Here is a 17706-nt window from a genome sequence, read left to right on the forward strand (position 1 = left end):
AAGGACTGAGCGATGAAGCTCTTCCGCACATCCACACGGATCGCCGCGATCACAGCCGCCGTCGTGCTCGCATTCGGCGGTCTGTCCGTAACCGCGTCTCCGTCCGCACAGGCGTCGCTCGAAGGGACGGCTCTTCCGGCGATCGACGAACTCCTGGGTGAGGCTGGCTTCCGACACCCCGGCGTCGGCGTCACCGCCGACCACCTCGAGAACATGCGCGAGCAGGTGCACGCGGACGTCGAGCCATGGGCGAGCTATTACGACGCGATGACGCAGACCCGCTACGCATCGGCGACGTTCCGCGCGACGATTCAGGGCGACACCGACGATCAGCCCACCGAGACCGCCTACGATGACGCGGGCATGCGCAGTCGCCAGCACGCCGACAGCATCGGCGCTATGACACAGGCGCTGCTCTACTACGTCACGGGCGACGAGCAGCACCGCGCCAACGCGCTGCACGTCCTGCGCACGTGGAGCAGCCTCGACCCGGACCAGTACGAGTACTTCGCCGACGCGCACATCCATACCGGCGTGCCGCTGTACTACATGCTCTTCGCGGCCGACATCCTGCGCACGACGGAGCCGGCGAACGCGTCGCTCGACGGCTACGAGCTGCGTTGGACCGACCGCGATCAGCAGCGGATCGAAGACAACCTGATCCGTCCAGTGCTCGACACCTTCCTCGGCTCGCAGAACCGCCTCTGGAATCAGCACCTCTACGGTGTGATCGGCAGCGTGGCCGCCGCGATCTACCTCGACGACGCCGAGCTCTACGCTGAGCGCGTCGAATGGTTCTCGGTCAACTCGACGTTCGACAGCGACATCCCGATCAACGGCGGCGACGTCAACGGATCCCTCGCCGCTCTGATCCGCGTGATCGATGCGGAGGATCCGCTCAACACGACGGGCGAGGATTTCCTCCAGGTCATGGAGATGGGGCGCGACCAGGCGCATGCCGAGGGCGACATCGACCTTCTCGCTGCCATCGCCCGCGTCATCGACAACCAGGGCACACGCCTCGACCCCGGAGACGGCACCGTCTCCGACGATGATGACGCTGTCACGCCGTATGAGTTCCTCGACAACCGGATCCTCGGCGGCACCGACGTCTTCGCCGCGTTCATGATGGGCGAGGAGCTCCCCTGGGTCGACACGTCCGGCGGAGCCGGCAAGCTCTCCGAGGCCTACCGCGGACGCCTGCGAGAGCCGATGAGCGAGGCCTATTACCAGTACGAGTACGTCGTCGGCGTCGACGTCGAACGCGAGGCCCCCTTCGTGGCCGAGATGCACGAGAACGGCGATGGGCCGATCTTCGCATGGGGCGACGGCACCACGAACTTCTGGAACGAGAGCGGATCCGACTTCACCGGCGCAGAGTACTGGGTCGCCTTCCCGGAAGAGCTCGCAGACGAGGATGTGCAGGTGCCGCCGCCCGGCGATGCCGCGCTCCAGCTGTCCCAGTTCGGACACGCTCTGGGAAAGCACGCGAAGCACAGGACAGACGACGACGGCACGACGTTCGTGCGCCTCGACCCGAAGAAGGACGAGGCCTCGGTCGCCGTACGCCACGCGGTGTGGCCGACCTCGAGGGTCTCCCCCGCGCTCGTCGGTCTGAAGGTGCGCACGCGCGAGGCCGTCGTGCTCGAGATCGGGCCGACCTCAGCCGTCGAGCCGCGTGCCACGATCCAGCTGCCGAACACCGATGGGGAGTGGCGATATGTCTGGATCGACCTCTCGGAGGCTCCGCAGCGCACGGTCGGCTCGTATATCGCCGTACTCAGCGCGACGGATGGGAACGCCCCGGTCGACATCCAGTCGGTCCTGGCCGATGCGGGATCGGAGCTCGACCCTCCGCGCTTCGCGGACGGCGGCGGAGTGGAGCTCGTGGCCGTCGCCGGCGAGCCGCTGGCGCGTGACCTCGGTGCCACCGACTCCGGCGGGAACTTCTCGTTGGAGCTGCAGGGCGCGCCCGAGAACGCTTCTCTCAGCGCGGACGGTCTATTCGAGTGGGTTCCCGCAACCGCGTCCGCGCATCGATTCCTTGCGGTCGCGTCCGACGAACTCGCCGACACCGCCCTCGCGATCTCGGTGGAGGTCGCGCCCGATCGCGTGTCGGCGATCGACGCGCTGGTGTCGCGTCTCGGCGACCCGGCCGAGTACACGTCCGCGACGTGGCAGGCCGTGGCCGAGGCGCGCGACGCGGCGCTGGCTGGCGCCGACGGCGCCGAGCCGACCGCGTTCGGCCAGCTGCTCGAGGACCTGCGCGCCGCCGTCGAGGAGACCGAGCTGCTGAATCCGCTGCTGACGGATGGCACTCTCGACTACTCGGGACTCGTGACGTCAGCCGACCTCACCCCCGACGCACTCGCGAACATCGTCGACGGCGACAATCAGACGTTCTGGGGCGACATCCGCCGCCCCAGCGTGCAGATGGACTTCGGCTCGGCCCACCGCTTCCGCGCCGACGCCATCGGATGGCTCGCCCGCGACACCTTCCCCGATCGCTCGCATGGCGCGAACGCGTACGGTTCGAACGACGGCGAGGAGTGGACTCTCCTCACGGAGTACGGCACAGCGGGCGACGACGTCGAGATCGAGACCATCCCCGTACGCGACGCGGTGCGGAACGAGACCTTCCGCTATCTCAAGCTCCAGGCCGATGAGCCCACGCACGTGATCTTCTCGATGGCCGACATCCGGATCCATGGAGAGCGCACGGAGGTCGGCGTCGACACGCTGCTCGAGGAGGCGAAGGCGCACGATCTCTCGCCGTACTCGCGTGGCTCGGCGCTCCTGTTCACGCGCGAGATCGCGGACATCGAGGCCGCCGCGGTCGAGCCGGATGCCGACCGTCGGTCGCTCGCGCTCGACGTGCAGCGGGCCTGGGAGCTGCTCGAGGATCCGCCCCTGCAGCTCGAGGAGATCGCCCAGGACTGGGTGCTGGCCAGCTCGCCATCGTGGGACGGATCTCGCGATGCCGCCCACAACGGGTGGGCCATGTTCGACGGCGACGAGACCACCTTCACCGACACCGAGACTTCGAACGGGTGGGTGCGGGTGCGTCCCGACGACGGCACGACGCTGCACATCACGGCGCTGAGGTACCTGCCGCGCGCGGGCTACCTCTCCCGCGCCGAGGGCATGCGATTCGAGGCGTCGACAGACGCAGGCGCGACCTGGGAGCCGCTCGCGACGATCTCCGGCGCGCGCGACGGATGGAACCGCATCGATCTCGACGCACCGGCGGACGCGAAGGCGTTCCGCGTCAACGGGTCCGGTGGGATGAACCTCGCCGAGGTCGAGCTCGTCTCGAGCACGCTGGACCGCTCCGCGATGGAGCTCCTCCTCAGAGAGACCGCGGAGCTCGCCGCGGCCGACTGGACCGCAGAATCCTGGCAGGAACTCGCAGACGCCCGTGCGTCCGCGGAGATCCTTCAGGCCGACTCGGATGCCGATCAGCCACGCGTCGACGCTGCCGCCGACGCGCTGGCCGCTGCGGCGAACGGGCTCGCCCCGCGCTGATCGGCCGGGATCCGCGCGCGTCAGGCCGTGGGGGCCGGATCGTCATACGGAGCTCCTCCTCCGGGAGGTGGAGGACCTCGTAGCGATGCGTCCGCACCCCGGTGCGGGAGCGGATCCGCTGCGCCGCCGACCGGCGGCGCTCCACGATGTGGCCGTCCCACCATTCGCCGAACCGATCGCTGTCACGGCGCAGCTCGGCGACGAGCCGCTGCAGCCGCGGATCGTCGAGGTGGGAGGCATTCGCGGCTCGGAGCTGCGCGACGGCCCCGCGAGCGAGATCCTCCCAGTCGAGGAACCTCTCCCTGGCGCGCGGATCCGTCATCAGGTACCGACACGTGCTGCGGCGCGAGGGCGGCAGGTCGCTCAGCCCCTCGAAGAGCGCCAGGCCCTCCTCGTTGCCGGCGACGACGTCGCTGAGGCGGTCGAGGACATATGCGGGGTTCGGCCGCATGGCCCCGACGAGCTCCACCATCCGCGGGGCCCGGAACGATCTCGGCCGATCTCGCGCACCGCGTCGCGCGCGTGACGGCGACCGAGGTCGGCCACGACGAGGTCGCGCTGGCGCGTTCCACGTGCCGGGATCGCGGCGTGACGAACGTCGACTTCGCCATCGCGGACGTCACCGCGCTGCCCTTCGCCGACGACGCCTTCGACGTCTCGCATGCGCACCAGGTCCTGCAGCACGTCGGCGACCCCGTCGCCGCGCTGCGCGAGATGGCGCGCGTCACCCGGCCGGGCGGCCTGATCGCCGTGCGCGACAGCGACTACGACGGCTTCTGCTGGTGGCCGCGCCTGCCGGAGCTCGATGAGTGGATGACGCTCTACCAGGCGGCGGCCCGCGCGAACGGCGGCGAGCCCGACGCCGGCCGCCGCCTGCTGTCGTGGGCGGGCGCCGCCGGCTGACCGATGTGCGCGCCAGCTCGAGCACCTGGTGCTTCGCCTCGCCCGAGGACCGCGCCTGGTGGGGCGGCATGTGGGCCGATCGCATCATCGAATCCGCGATGGCCCGCCAGCTCGTCGACACGGGCCTCGCCACGCCGGCCGATCTGCGCCGCATCAGCGCCGCCTGGACGGCGTGGAGCGAGGCCGACGACGGGTGGTTCTCGATCCTGCACGGCGAGATCCTCTGCCGCGTGCCGGCCTCCGCCCGCTGAGGGATCCTTACTCGCCGATCCCGAGCACGTCGAGCATCCAGGCGAGCTGATACGCGCGCTCGCGCCAGGAGTTGTACCGGCCGCTCACGCCCGCGTGGCCCGCGACCATCTCGCACTTCAGCAGCGCATCGGCGCCGACCTCGCGCAGGCGCGCGACCCACTTCGCGGGCTCGACGTAGTAGACGCGGGTGTCGTTGAGCGACGTCATGGCGAGGATCCGCGGATACCGCACGCCCTCGCGCACGTTCTCGTAGGGCGTGTACGAGCGCATATGGTCGTAGACCTCGGGGTCGTGCAGCGGGTCGCCCCACTCCTCCCATTCGATGACCGTGAGCGGCAGCGACGGATCCAGAATCGTCGTGAGGGCGTCGACGAACGGCACATCCGCGAGGATGCCGGCGAACAGCTCCGGTGCGAGATTGGCGGCGGCGCCCATGAGCAGGCCGCCGGCGGATCCGCCCTCCGCGACGAGCCGACTCGGCGTCGTGTACCCGTCGTCGATGAGGTGCCGCGCGACGTCGACGAAGTCGGTGAAGCTGTTGCGCTTGTGCGCGAGCTTGCCGCCCTCGTACCAGGCGCGCCCCATCTCGCCGCCGCCGCGCACATGCGCGACGGCGAAGACGACGCCGCGGTCGAGCATCGACAGGCGCGCGGTCGAGAATGCGGGGTCGATCGAGTGCTCGTACGCGCCGTAGCCGTACAGGTGCACGGGCCGCACCGATTCGCCTGGCGTGCCGAACGACCGCTTCCACACGAGCGAGACGGGGATCTCGGTGCCGTCGGTCGCCGTCACCCACACGCGGCCCTGGCCGTACTCGGCGGGGTCGTATCCTCCGAGGATCTCGGCGCGCTTGAGCAGCGTCAGTTCGCCCGAGCGGACGTCGTAGTCGTAGACGGTGCCCGGCGTCGTGAACGAGCCGTAGCTCAGGCGCACGGCCGGCTGCGCCCACTCGGGGTTGCCCGCCGCGCCCGCCGAGAACAGGGGCTCGTCGAACTCGATCTCGCGCACCTCGTGCGTGGCGTAGTCGAGGATCCCCATGCGCGGGATCCCGCCCGAGCGATACTCGACGATCGCGAAGTCGCGCAGGCAGTCGACGTCCTCGAGCCGCACACCGGGGCGGTGCGGGATGACGATCTCGGGCTCGGCCGCGGGGTCATCCGCAGGCAGCCGCACGAGCGCGAAGTCCTCCGCGCCGGAGTTGTGCAGCACGTAGAGCCAGTCCCTGCCATCGACGATCGCGTGGTCGATGGAGTGCTCGACGCCGTCTTCGCGGGCGAACACCGAGATCGACTCGACGTCGTCGTCGCCCGCATACAGGCGCGCGACGTCCTCCGCGCGAACGAGCTCGATCGTCGTCGTCGTGTTCGACGCCGACGCGATCTCGAGGAAGCAGTCGCTGCGGGTGAACCCCGCGCCCGCCCAGAACGCCTCGTCGGGCTCGTGGAAGATCTCCACGTCGCCGTCGCGGCCCGCGTCGCCGACGCGGTGCAGCCACACCCGGTCGGGCCGCCACGCGTCGTCGACGGTCGAGTACACGATGAAGCGCCCGTCGGGCGTGAACTTCGCGCCCGCAGCGATCCCGTCCAGCGTGTCGGGCAGGGCCTCGCCCGTCGCGATGTCGCGCACCCGCACCGTGTAGCGCTCGTCGCCCGCGACGTCGACGCCCCAGAGCATCCGGGATCCGTCGGTCGTCACGCTGAACGCGCCGAGTGAGAAGAACTCGTGCCCCTCGGCCTCGACGTTCGCGTCGAGCAGCACCTGCTCCCCCGGCACGTCCTCGTCGGCGCTCAGGCGCGGCGGCGTCCAGTCGTCGGGGCCGGCGATCGGCGCGCGGCACTGCAGGCCGTACTGCTGGTCCTTGATCGAGCGCCCGTAGTACCACCACTCGCCCTGCCGCACGGGGACGGAGAGGTCGGTCTCGCGCACCCGCCCCTTGATCTCGCCGAAGATCGCCTCGCGCAGCGGCTCGAGGCCCGCGAGGGTCTCGTCGGCGTGCGCATTCTCGGCCTCGAGGTGCGCGATCAGCTCGGGCGAGGACTTCTCGCGCATCCACTCATACGGATCCTCGAACTCCCGGCCGTGATGGGCACGGGTGTGCGGAGTCTTCTTCGCGATCGGTGCAGTCACCACACCACGCTAACGTCGATACCCTGACAGCATGCAGTTCGGGCAGCACGCACCAGCGGTGCGGACGATCATCCACATCAGCGACACGCATCTGCTCGCGGGCGGCGTCCGGCTCGGCGGCCAGTACGACACGGCCGCGAACCTCGCCGCGCTGCTCTCCCGCATCGAGCGGATCGAGAACGCGTGCGCGATCGTCGTCACGGGCGATCTCACGGATCTGGGCGAGCCCGACGCGTATCGCGATCTTGCGGCCCTCGTGGATCCCGTCGCCGCGCGCATGGGCCTTCCCGTGGTGTGGATCGCCGGCAACCACGACGAACGCCCGGCGATGCGACGGGACCTGCTCGGCGAGGAGGCGACGCAGGAGCCGATCCTGCGGGTCGTCGACCTCGACGGCCTGCGTATGATCGCCCTCGACTCGACGGTGCCCGGCTGGCACCACGGCGACATCGACGACGAGCAGATCGCCTGGCTGCGCGACGTGCTCTCCGAGCCCGCGCCGCTCGGCACGATCCTCGCCCTGCATCACCCGCCGCTGCCGAGCCATGTGCCGATGTTCGACATCCTCGAGCTGCGGAACCAGCCGGCGCTCGCCGACGCGGTCTCCGGATCCGATGTGCGCGCGATCCTCGCCGGTCACCTCCATTACTCGATGAGCGGATCCTTCGCCGGCGTCCCGACGTTCGTCGCGGCGGCGAGCTGCTACACGATGGACGTCGCGCGGCCCGCCCGCGAGGTCAACGGCATGGACGCGGGCCAGTCCTTCCACCTCGTGCACGTCTACGACGACCAGGTGACCTCGACCGTGGTGCCTGTCGACGCGGCGGATCCCGCAGAGTTCTTCACGCCGGAGTGGTACGCGCGCGTCGAGGCGATGACACCCGACGAGCGCCTCGCGTTCTTCTCCCGCAAGCGCGGCTGAGGCGCATCGGCCGCTGCGTACGAATCCGAGGCTGAGATTCGCCGCAGAGGCCAGCATGTCGGGCGCGCGACCGACCTAGTGTTGTCCGCATGGAATCCGCGAAGACGCGCACCGAATCCGACTCTCTGGGCTCCCGGGAGATCCCCGCCGACGCCTATTGGGGCATCCACACGTTGCGAGCCCAGGAGAACTTCGACATCACCAAGCGGCCGATCTCGGTGTATCCCGAGCTCGTCACGGCCCTCGCGATGGTCAAACAGGCCGCCGCGCGGGCGAATCGAGATCTCGGGGTCCTCGACGCCACGCGCGCCGATCTCATCGACCGGGCCGCGCAGCGCATCATCGACGGCGAGTTCCACGAGGAGTTCACCGTCGGAGTCATCCAGGGCGGGGCCGGCACGTCGACGAACATGTGCGCCAACGAGGTGATCACGAACGTCGCGCTCGAGATGGCAGGGCGCGAGAAGGGCGACTACGCCTACCTGTCCCCCAACGATCACACCAACCGCTCGCAGTCCACCAACGACGTCTACCCGACGGCCGTCAAGATCGGAATCCTCCTCGCCCACGTCGCCCAGCTCGACGAGCTCGACGAGCTGCGCAAGGCGTTCGCCCGCAAGGGCACCGAGTTCCACGACATCCTCAAGGTCGGTCGCACACAGCTGCAGGACGCCGTTCCCATGACGCTCGGCCAGGAGTTCCAGGGCTTCGCCAACACACTGGGTGAGGACTGGCACCGGCAGACCGACAACTCGAACCTGCTGCTCGAGATCAACATGGGCGCCACCGCGATCGGCACGGGCATCAACGTCTCGCGCGGCTACGCCGAGGCCGTCCGCGCGCACCTCGCCGAGATCTCCTCCCTGCCGCTGCGCACGGCGCGGGATCTCATCGAGGCGACGAGCGACACAGGTGCGTTCATGTCCTTCTCCGGCTCGATCAAGCGCACCGCCATGAAGCTGTCGAAGATCTGCAACGACCTGCGCCTGCTCTCCTCGGGCCCGCAGGCCGGGTTCGGCGAGATCAACCTCCCCGCCATGCAGGCCGGATCGAGCATCATGCCCGCGAAGGTCAACCCCGTCATCCCCGAGGTCGTCAACCAAGTCGCGTTCTCCGTCGCGGGAGCCGACACGACCGTCACGATGGCCGTCGAATCCGGCCAGCTGCAGCTCAACGCCTTCGAGCCCGTCATCGCGCACTCGCTGTTCCAGTCGATCATCTGGATGCGCCAGGCCATGCGCACCCTGCGGGTGAACTGCATCGACGGCATCACCGCCAACACCGAGCGTCTCGGCGCGATGGTCGGCCAGAGCGTCGGCGTCATCACCGCGCTCACGCCGTTCATCGGCTACTCCTCGGCCGCCGCGCTTGCCAAGACCGCCCTCCTCACGGGGCGCGACGTCGCCGACCTCGTCGTCGACGCGGGCCTCATGGACCGCGCGCAGGTCGAGAAGCAGCTCCGCCCCGAGCGCCTCTCCGGCCTCGAGCCCGCCACGACCGCGATCCCCGTCATGGCCCCGGAGGACATCCCCTGAGCGCGAACGGCGCCCTCACCGGGATCGGTGAGGGCGCCGCGTCGGGTCGAGAGGGGATCTCAGCCGAACAGCGCCGAGGCCTCCTCGTAGCGGGACGCGGGGACCTCGTTGAGCTCGCCGAGCGCCTCCTCGAAGGTGACGCGCTCGATGTCGGTGCCCTTCATCGACACCATCTGGCCCCACGCACCGTCGACGACGGCGTCGGCCGCGTGCAGGCCGAGGCGCGTCGCAAGCACCCTGTCGAAGCCCGAGGGGGATCCTCCGCGCTGGATATGGCCGAGCACGGTCGAGCGGGTCTCGATGCCCGTGCGCTCCTCGATCATGGGGGCGAGCACCTCGCTGATGCCTCCGAGGCGCGGGCGGTTGAACGCGTCGAGCCCCTTGTCGGAGTACGCCTCCTCCTGGCCCTTGAGCTTGAAGCCCTCCGCCACGACGACGAGCGGGGCGCGGCCGCGCTCGCTGGCGCTCTCGACCTGCTCGCAGATGTCCTCGATCGTGAGGGGGACCTCGGGGATGCAGATGATGTGGGCGCCGGCCGCCATGCCGGAGTGCAGGGCGATCCAGCCCACGTGCCGGCCCATGACCTCGGCCACCATGCAGCGCTGGTGCGAGTCGCCCGTCGTGCGCAGGCGGTCCATCGCCTCGCTCGCGATGTTCACGGCCGTGTCGAAGCCGAACGAGTAGTCGGTCGCGCGCAGGTCGTTGTCGATCGTCTTCGGCACGCCGACGACAGGCACGCCGTCGTTCCAGAGGCGGTTCGCCGCCGCGAGGGTGCCCTCGCCGCCGATCGCGATCACGCCGTCGACCTTGTGGCCCCACAGCGTCTTCTTGATGTTGTCGGCGCCGCCGCGGTCGCCCTCGTACGGGTTGGTGCGGCTCGTGCCGAGGATCGTGCCGCCGACCTTCGAGAGGCCCTTCACGTCGGCGCGCTGCAGGGGGAAGAAGTCGGCGTCGACGAGGCCGCGCCATCCGTCGCGGATGCCGACGAATTCGATGCCGTACTTGCGCGAGCCCTTGAGCACGGCTGCGCGGATGACGGCGTTGAGTCCGGGGCAGTCGCCGCCCGAGGTGAGGATCCCGATCTTCATGGTGTCGAGCCTATTGGGTCGGACCGTCTCACGCACTTCGAGGAGGACCCGGCACTCCCGGCCCGCCCACGAGTCGGAGCCGCTCCGCATCGATGCACCGGATCCGCCGTCGTGCTCGGCATACGCCGACCTCCACCCCTCCGATCCCCAGCGGCTGACGCTACGGTTGCGTCATGCCAGAGAGGGATCGGACGCGCCGGGTCGGGATCCGCGACGTCGCCGCGGCCGCCGGCCTGTCGCCGACGACGGTCTCGCACGCGTTCAGCGGCGCGCGGGCGCTCAATGCCGAGACGCGGGCGCGCGTCCTCGAGACGGCGGAGCGGCTCGGGTACTCACCGGATCCGCTCGCGCGCGGGCTGCGCGGCGCGCGTACGTACACGATCGGGTTCCTCAGCGACGTGATCGGCTCGTCGCCGCACGCCGGACGGATGGTGAGCGGCGCCCAGGAGGCGGCGGCCGAGCGCGACAGCGTGCTCATCATGCTCGACTCGAACGGCATCCCCGAGCGCGAAGCACTGCAGATCCGCACGCTGCGCGCGCACCGCGTCGACGGCTTCGTCTACGCCCGCATGTCGCACGAGCGCGTCGAGGTGCCGGATGAGCTGCACGACGCGCACGTGGTTCTCGCCGACACGTCGACGCCCGATCCGCGCTTCTCGTCCGTCGTCCCCGACGAGTACGGGATCGGGCGCACGGCGACACGCCGGCTTCTCGAAGCAGGGCACCGCCGCATCGGCTTCTCGACGATCCGCGACGATGTCGAGGCATCGATCGGGCGGGAGCGCGGCTACCGCGACGCGCTCGCCGAGGCGGGCGTCGGCGTGGACGAGACCCTCATCGCGCGGACGACGGCCGACACGGCAGGAGGTCGCTCATCGGGCACGCCGCTGCTCGACCGGCACGACCCCGCGACCGCCGTCTTCTGCTTCAACGACGAGGTCGGCATGGGGATCTACCAGGCCGCATCGCGGCTCGGCCTCTCCGTGCCGGGCGACATCTCCGTGGTCGGCGTCGACGATCTCGAGATCATCTCGCGTGGCCTGCTGCCGCCGCTCACCACGGTCGCGCTCCCCCACGAGGAGATGGGCCGATGGGCGGTTGCGCAGCTGCTGCGCGCGGTCGAGGGCGAAGACGCGCCGACGCAGCGCGAGCTCGCGTGCCCGCTCGTCGAGCGCGGCTCGATCGCTCCCCCGCCCTGAGCTCAGTCCGCGGCGAGCGTCGTGACCGAGATCTCATCGATCATCACATCGCCGCCATGCGCCGTCACGTCGAGGCCCCCGGGTGCGCGGAACGACAGCGCCGTCAGCGATGTGCGGCCGCCCTGCGCGAACGCCTCGATCGAGAGGGCATCGACGACGACATCGAGCTCGATCCGGCCCGCGTCCGGCGCGTCTCGCGTCGTGCGGATCTCCGCGTACTCGTCGCCGGCGCCGGGAGCGGCGAGATCACCGCCGCGCTCGAGCGAGACCGCTCCCGTCGCGAGCTCGGCCTCGAGCACGGCCCCGCGATCGCCACCGAGCTGAACGCGCAGGGTGCCCGATTCGGATGCGGACGTCGCCGTGATCCGCAGGCGATACGCCTCGGACCCGGGCTGCGGTACCCCGGCGAACTCCTCGCCGTCGGCGGCCGCGAGCCCCGACGCGACGACGCTCTCACCGGAGATGCCCTCCAGCGCCGCCGGGCGCGACGCGAGCGCGAGCCTCCCGTCGTGGTCCTGCATGGTGAGCTCTCGGACGGAGCTCAGCGCGCCGCCGGCCCATCCGCGCGTCGGCAGATCTCCCGCGTACGCCCAGTTGTTCATCCAGCCGAGCGCGTAGCGGTGCGCCAGCGGATCCTCGGCCTGCGGATCGGCCCACGTGACGCCCGCATAGAAATCCGGCCCGTCGTCGAGCCATGTCGGCTCCTCGGTGTCGGGGCGGAACGACTCGCCGTCGAAGTCGCCCGTCCAGTACGCGTATCCGGTCGTACGCCCCGCGGCGGAGCCGTTCGCGCTCGCCCCGAGCACCCACGTCGTGCGCGATGGATCCCCGTCGACGGCGATCTCGAACAGGTCTGGGCACTCGAGGATGCCGAGGTCGTCACGGACGAACCCGGAACGGTACGTCCAGCTCTTGAGGTCGGGCGACGTGTAGAAGCCGATCTTCTCGCCCTCGGCCAGCAGCATGATCCACCGCTCCCGAGCGTCGTCCCAGACCACCTTCGGATCGCGCCACGCGTCGACGCCCGGATTGTCCATGACGGGGTTCCCCGCGAAGGGGGCGAACGACGTTCCCCCGTCGGTCGAGACGAAGAGGGACTGCCGCTGCACGCCGTCGTGCTGCTGAGTGGCGAGGGCGACGAGGGCCCCTGCGCCGAATCCGGCGGTGTCGTGCTCGTCGACGACGACGCTTCCTGACCAGATGTCGCCGAGGTCGTCGGTGTACTTCTCGATCGCGACGCCCTCGTCGCGCCACGTGACGAGATCGGTCGAGCTCACGTGATACCAGGCGGTGCCGTTGCCGTCGGGGTGGTCGGCGTTGAAGAGGTAGTAGAGGTGCCATCGGCCGCCCGCGAAGACGGGCCGCTGGGGGTCGTTCATCCAGTGCGCCGCCGGCGTGATGTGCGCGGCGGGGCGGAAGTCGTCCGGCGCACTCCGCTCGGGCGACCGGTCGCGAACGGTCGGCTCCGGCTGTGACAGCCGTGCGGTGGGCGCGGACGTCAGGACGATCCCGCTCACGATCAGAGCCAGAGCGCACAGCGCGGCGAGGGCGGCCAGCAGGGGGCCGCGGAATCGGCGGATGCGGGTCGTCATGGCGCTCCTTGTGAGCGCATCGTCCCCGCCGCGGAAGGTGCGACGGAGACGATGCGCCGTCGCACTCGAGAGAGGAAGATCACTCGGCCACTGTTCGGTGACAGCGCACAGGCTACGCGATTACAAACCGTTTTGCATCCAGCGATCTGGCAGACTCTCGCATCTGCCGTGAAAAGGCGCCCCAGACGATGCGCGACGCGCGGGCCCCGCCCCAGGCGACTTGACACGCGGCTCAGCGAACGCATAGCTTTCCCATCGGAAGATCACACGCCACGTTCGAGCGACGTCCCCCACTCCACGACGAAAGCGAAGAACGTGCTCCACACACGAACCAGGCGACGCCTTCTCAGCGCCGCCGCGACGATCGGCGCCCTCGGCGCCTCCCTCCTCGCCGCTCCGGCGTTCGCGGCCGATCCCGCGTCGGACGACGCCGTGCCCGGCTTCCCGGCGCCGACGGTGCACACGCAGGAGGCATACGACCCGCAGGACGACTTCACCGCGAAGTGGACCCGCGCCGACGCCATGCAGATCCAGGCGATGTCCGACCCCGACGCCGCGCCGCGTACGAACTCCCTTCCGGAGGAGTACACGATGCCGACCGTTCCGCAGGACTTCCCCGACATGAGCGACGAGCAGGTGTGGGTCTGGGACAGCTGGCCCCTCACCGACGAGCACTCGGACCAGTACAGCGTCGGCGGGTGGGAGATCGTCTTCTCCCTCGTCGCCGACCGCGACCTCGGGTTCGATGAGCGCCACCACTACGCGAAGATCGGCTACTTCTACCGTCCCGCCGGCGGAGCTCCCGGCAACGAGGACGGCGAGTACGCCGAGGACGGCGGCTGGACCTACGGCGGCCTCGTGTTCGACGAGGGCGTGACCGGCACGATCTTCGAGGATCAGTCGTTCAGCCACCAGACCCAGTGGTCGGGCTCGGCGCGCGTGTTCCCGAACGGCGAGGTGAAGCTGTTCTTCACCGACGTCGCCTTCTACCGCGACGAGAACGGTCAGGACATCAAGCCCTACGACCCGCGCCTCGCGCTGAGCGTCGGCCACGTGCACGCCAACAAGAACGGCATCAGGTTCACGGGCTTCGACAAGGTCCATGACCTGCTGCAGGCCGACGGCGAGTACTACCAGACCGGCGAGCAGAACCAGTACTTCAACTTCCGCGACCCATTCACGTTCGAGGACCCCGCCCACCCGGGCGAGACCTTCATGGTGTTCGAGGGCAACTCGGCCATGGAGCGCAACTCCGCGACCTGCACAGAGGAGGACCTCGGCTATCGCGAGGGCGACCCGTACGCCGAGACCGTCGAGGAGGTCAACAGCTCGGGTGCGACCTTCTTCATCGGCAACGTCGGCCTGGCCCGCGCCACGAACGACAAGCTCACCGAGTGGGAGTTCCTGCCCCCGATCCTGTCGGCGAACTGCGTCACCGACCAGACGGAGCGCCCGCAGATCTACGTCCAGGACGGCAAGTACTACCTCTTCACCATCAGCCACCGCCACACCTACGCGGACGGCCTCGACGGCCCCGAGGGTGTGTACGGCTTCGTCGGCGACGGCATCCGCAGCGACTACCAGCCGCTGAACCGCGGCTCGGGCCTCGCGCTCGCGAGCCCGTCGAACCTGAACTACGCGGCCGGCTACCCGTACGCGCCGGACTACAACCAGCACCCCGGTCAGTTCCAGGCGTACTCGCACTACGTCATGCCGAACGGCCTCGTGCAGTCGTTCATCGACACGATCGGCACGTCGGACGACTTCGTCCGCGGCGGAACGCTCGGCCCGACGGTCCGCCTCGAGATCTCGGGTGACACCGCGGTCGTGGATCGCGGCTACGGCGACGACGGGCTCGGCGGATTCGCCGACATCCCCGCGAACGTCGAGCTGAAGCCGGAGACGATCAAGAACCGCGGCTGATCGGATCATCGAGGAGGGGTGCCGCGTACGCGCGCGGCGCCCCTCTGTCGTTCTCACGGTCCAGACGGCCGTGTCGCGAAAATACTTCGTCAAATCGATTGCACACGGGCGACGAATGATGCAAAATCGATTGCACACACCCACCGGACTCGCAGCATCGACGCTGCACGACACGACGAAGTGAGAGGTGAAGACCATGGCACGCCCCCGCATCTCGGACGTCGCGGCCGCCGCCGGCGTCTCGCCGACGACCGTGTCGCACGCGCTCAACGACACCGATGCCCGCGTCGCCGCCAGCACGCGCGAACGCGTCAAGCGCATCGCCCGCGAGATCGGGTACACCCCGAGCTCCCTCGCGCGCGGCCTCCGCACCCGCCGCACCCGCACGGTCGGCATGATCTCGGACGTCATCGCGACGACCCCGTTCGCCGGCCAGATGCTCGCCGGGGCACAGGATGCCGCGCGCGAGAACGGTCATCTCCTGATCCTCACCGACACCGGCGACGACCGCGACGTCGAGCGCGAGGCGATCGCCGCGCTCGGCTCACAGCAGGTCGACGCCATGATCTACGCCACGATGTGGCACCGCGTCGTCGACGTCGTTCCCGGACTCCCCCGTGACACGGTCTTCCTGGACTGCCGCCCGGTCGACGACTCACACCGCAGCGTCGTGCCCGATGACCGCGCGGGAGGCGCGTCCGCGGCCCGAGAGCTCGTCGAGGCCGGACATCGACGCATCGCGTACCTCTCGTCGGACGACCCGCGCGCCATCGCCGCCGATCTGCGACGCGACGGCTTCCTCGAGGTCCTCAGCGACGCGGGCATCTCCCACGATCCGGCCCTGCTTCTCCACGGAGACGGCACGACCGCAAGCGGACGACGCCTCGCGACCGAGCTCCTCCGACTGCCCGACGATCAGCGCCCGACCGCCCTGTTCTGCTTCAACGACCGAATGGCCGGCGGCGTCTACCGCGCGGCGCACGACCTCGGCCTGTCGATACCGCGCGATCTGTCCGTCGTCGGCTTCGACGATCAGCAGTACCACGCGTCCGAGCAGGAGCCCCCGCTCACGACGATCGCCCTGCCCCACTACGAAATGGGCCGCTGGGCGATGGAGGTCGTTCTGGGCGTCCGCGACGCAGACCCGAAGACCAGCCATCTCATGCCCTGTCCCGTCGTGAGACGGGATTCCGTAGGTCCACCGCCGGCGCGAAGCGCCAACCTCAGCCGACGGCGGACCCTTCCGAACGAGACGGCCGCGAACGCGGCCCCCGAACCGTGATCCGCGAGGATCACACAGAAAGGAAAGCACACATGAAGCGCAGGAGCACAACTGCCTTCGTCGCGACGGCTGTCGCGTCAGCGCTGGCGCTGACGGGCTGCGGCCAGGCGGGTCAGGGCGGCGGCACGACCGCCGACGGCAGGACCGAGCTCACGCTCTGGACCCACTCGGCCGGCAATGAGGCCGAGCTCGCGGTCTACCAGCAGATCATCGACGACTTCAACGCCTCGCAGGACGACTACACGGTCGTCGAGGAGTCGTTCCCCCAGGGTGCCTACAACGACGCGATCGTCGCGGCCGCCGCGTCAGGCGACCTGCCGTGCCTCGTCGACATGGACGGCCCGATCATGCCGAACTGGGCATGGGCGGGATACCTGCAGCCGCTCGAGCTGCCGACGGAGATCACGGACGCCCTGCTCCCGACGGCCGTCGGGATGTACGACGGCGAGATCTACTCCGCCGGATACTGGGACGCCGCTCTCGCGATCTTCGCCCGCGAATCGGTGCTGACAGACAACGGGATCCGCATCCCCACCGTCGACGAGCCCTGGACCGCGGAGGAGTTCGACGACGCGCTCGCGACGCTCCAGGACGCCGGCTTCGACACCCCGCTCGACATCGGCGCGGAGGATTCGGGCGAGTGGTGGTCGTACGCCTACTCCCCCATCATCCAGAGCTTCGGCGGCGACCTCGTCGACCGGTCGACGTTCCTGACGGCCGACGGCGCGCTCAACGGCGACGCGTCGGTCGAGGCGATGACGTGGTTCCAGGGCCTGTTCGAGGAGGGATACGCCGACACCGCCGGCACGATCGGAAACCAGGAGTTCGTCGACGGCGACGTCGCCCTCAGCTACACGGGCGTGTGGAACGCCCTCGACGCCCTCGACGCGATCGGCGACGACCTGCTCATCCTGCCGCCGCCCGACTTCGGCGACGGCCCCAAGATCGGCGGCGGCTCGTGGCAGTTCGGCATCACGTCGAACTGCAGCGAGCAGCAGACCGACGGAGCGCGCGCCTACCTCGAGTTCAGCTTCCAGGACGAGTACATCGCCGCGTTCAGCGACGGTCAGATCGTGATCCCCGCGACCGAGTCCGCCGCCGCGCAGACCGAGCACTTCGCCGAGGGCGGCGATCTCGCCGCGTTCGCCGAGCTGTCCGAGCGATTCGCCGTGCCGCGCCCCGAGACGCCGGCCTATGCCGTGATCTCGAGCGTGTTCGAGACCGCCGCCAAGGACATCGTCAACGGCGCCGATGTGCGCTCGACGCTCGATCAGGCCGTCGTCGAGATCGACACGAACATCGACAGCAACGACGGATACGGCTTCTGATCCGCACCCTCTCGCGGGCGGGGGCGACAT

The 17706-nt window shown here is 69.7% G+C and carries 12 protein-coding genes and 1 pseudogene; 9 read left to right on the forward strand and 4 right to left on the reverse strand.

Features of this window, described 5'->3' with window-relative positions; translation table 11 throughout:
• Window positions 1-12 precede the first annotated feature (12 nt).
• Window positions 13-3525 carry an alginate lyase family protein gene (locus GB932_RS19435; protein ID WP_156760453.1) on the forward strand — a complete coding sequence of 1171 codons (3513 nt, stop codon included), beginning with the start codon at window positions 13-15 and terminating at the stop codon, window positions 3523-3525.
• A gap of 85 nt (window positions 3526-3610) precedes the next feature.
• Here the strand turns inward: GB932_RS19435 and GB932_RS19440 are convergent.
• Window positions 3611-3997, reverse strand: a pseudogene (locus GB932_RS19440) (MmyB family transcriptional regulator); the annotation flags it as partial.
• Here GB932_RS19440 and GB932_RS09500 point away from each other — a divergent pair.
• Both GB932_RS09500 and GB932_RS19445 read left to right on the forward strand, forming a co-directional pair.
• Entirely contained in the window at window positions 3958-4428 is a 471-nt protein-coding gene (locus tag GB932_RS09500) for a class I SAM-dependent methyltransferase (RefSeq protein WP_231916102.1), read from the forward strand. The pseudogene GB932_RS19440 and the gene GB932_RS09500 sit on opposite strands and share 40 nt — an antisense overlap.
• The gene (locus GB932_RS19445) at window positions 4407-4679 is read left to right on the forward strand and encodes a hypothetical protein (RefSeq protein ID WP_231916103.1); all 273 of its coding nucleotides are present in this window, start codon (window positions 4407-4409) and stop codon (window positions 4677-4679) included. Before GB932_RS09500 ends, GB932_RS19445 begins: the two co-directional genes overlap by 22 nt.
• Window positions 4680-4686: 7 nt before the next feature.
• Here the strand turns inward: GB932_RS19445 and GB932_RS09505 are convergent, their stop codons facing one another.
• Entirely contained in the window at window positions 4687-6810 is a 2124-nt protein-coding gene (locus GB932_RS09505; RefSeq protein WP_438616711.1) for a S9 family peptidase, read from the reverse strand.
• Window positions 6811-6838: 28 nt separating this feature from the next.
• Here GB932_RS09505 and GB932_RS09510 point away from each other — a divergent pair, with 28 nt between their 5' ends.
• Window positions 6839-7729 (forward strand): phosphodiesterase, encoded by an 891-nt coding sequence (locus GB932_RS09510; RefSeq protein ID WP_156760455.1) that lies wholly within the window; start codon window positions 6839-6841, stop codon window positions 7727-7729.
• 89 nt (window positions 7730-7818) lie between these two features.
• Entirely contained in the window at window positions 7819-9264 is a 1446-nt protein-coding gene (locus GB932_RS09515) for an aspartate ammonia-lyase (RefSeq protein WP_156760456.1), read from the forward strand.
• A 59-nt stretch (window positions 9265-9323) separates the two neighbouring features.
• Here the strand turns inward: GB932_RS09515 and GB932_RS09520 are convergent, their stop codons facing one another.
• Complete coding sequence (locus tag GB932_RS09520) at window positions 9324-10352, reverse strand: 6-phosphofructokinase (RefSeq protein ID WP_156760457.1); 1029 nt, start codon at window positions 10350-10352, stop codon at window positions 9324-9326.
• Between the two features lie 173 nt (window positions 10353-10525).
• Between GB932_RS09520 and GB932_RS09525 the strand changes: the two genes are divergently transcribed.
• Complete coding sequence (locus GB932_RS09525; RefSeq protein WP_156760458.1) at window positions 10526-11551, forward strand: LacI family DNA-binding transcriptional regulator; 1026 nt, start codon at window positions 10526-10528, stop codon at window positions 11549-11551.
• A 2-nt stretch (window positions 11552-11553) separates the two neighbouring features.
• Here GB932_RS09525 and GB932_RS09530 read toward each other — a convergent pair whose 3' ends face one another.
• Window positions 11554-13143, reverse strand: a complete 1590-nt coding sequence (locus GB932_RS09530) for a glycoside hydrolase family 32 protein (RefSeq protein WP_156760459.1) — start codon at window positions 13141-13143, stop codon at window positions 11554-11556.
• A gap of 315 nt (window positions 13144-13458) precedes the next feature.
• Between GB932_RS09530 and GB932_RS09535 the strand changes: the two genes are divergently transcribed.
• The 3 genes from GB932_RS09535 to GB932_RS09545 all read left to right on the forward strand — a co-directional run bounded on the left by GB932_RS09535 (window position 13459) and on the right by GB932_RS09545 (window position 17676).
• Window positions 13459-15066, forward strand: coding sequence for a glycoside hydrolase family 68 protein (locus GB932_RS09535; RefSeq protein ID WP_231916104.1), 1608 nt, complete (start codon window positions 13459-13461; stop codon window positions 15064-15066).
• Between the two features lie 196 nt (window positions 15067-15262).
• Window positions 15263-16348 (forward strand): LacI family DNA-binding transcriptional regulator, encoded by a 1086-nt coding sequence (locus tag GB932_RS09540; RefSeq protein ID WP_156760461.1) that lies wholly within the window; start codon window positions 15263-15265, stop codon window positions 16346-16348.
• Between the two features lie 32 nt (window positions 16349-16380).
• On the forward strand, window positions 16381-17676 hold the full coding sequence (locus GB932_RS09545) for a sugar ABC transporter substrate-binding protein (protein WP_156760462.1): 1296 nt from the start codon (window positions 16381-16383) through the stop codon (window positions 17674-17676).
• The last annotated feature ends 30 nt before the right edge of the window (window positions 17677-17706 follow it).

Origin of the sequence: Microbacterium karelineae (assembly GCF_009745985.1) — a bacterium.
Classification (GTDB): Bacteria; Actinomycetota; Actinomycetes; order Actinomycetales; family Microbacteriaceae; genus Microbacterium; species Microbacterium karelineae.

What these genes read in the sequence shown, in the direction of transcription:
- GB932_RS09525 (WP_156760458.1), top strand. Translation starts at nt 10,526, where the DNA reads ATGCCAGAGAGGGATCGGACGCGCCGGGTCGGGATCCGCGACGTCGCC.
- GB932_RS09545 (WP_156760462.1), top strand. Translation starts at nt 16,381, where the DNA reads ATGAAGCGCAGGAGCACAACTGCCTTCGTCGCGACGGCTGTCGCGTCA.
- GB932_RS09500 (WP_231916102.1), top strand. Translation starts at nt 3,958, where the DNA reads ATGCGGGGTTCGGCCGCATGGCCCCGACGAGCTCCACCATCCGCGGGG.
- GB932_RS09520 (WP_156760457.1), bottom strand. Translation starts at nt 10,352, where the DNA reads ATGAAGATCGGGATCCTCACCTCGGGCGGCGACTGCCCCGGACTCAAC.
- GB932_RS09540 (WP_156760461.1), top strand. Translation starts at nt 15,263, where the DNA reads ATGGCACGCCCCCGCATCTCGGACGTCGCGGCCGCCGCCGGCGTCTCG.
- GB932_RS09530 (WP_156760459.1), bottom strand. Translation starts at nt 13,143, where the DNA reads ATGACGACCCGCATCCGCCGATTCCGCGGCCCCCTGCTGGCCGCCCTC.
- GB932_RS09515 (WP_156760456.1), top strand. Translation starts at nt 7,819, where the DNA reads ATGGAATCCGCGAAGACGCGCACCGAATCCGACTCTCTGGGCTCCCGG.
- GB932_RS19435 (WP_156760453.1), top strand. Translation starts at nt 13, where the DNA reads ATGAAGCTCTTCCGCACATCCACACGGATCGCCGCGATCACAGCCGCC.
- GB932_RS09510 (WP_156760455.1), top strand. Translation starts at nt 6,839, where the DNA reads ATGCAGTTCGGGCAGCACGCACCAGCGGTGCGGACGATCATCCACATC.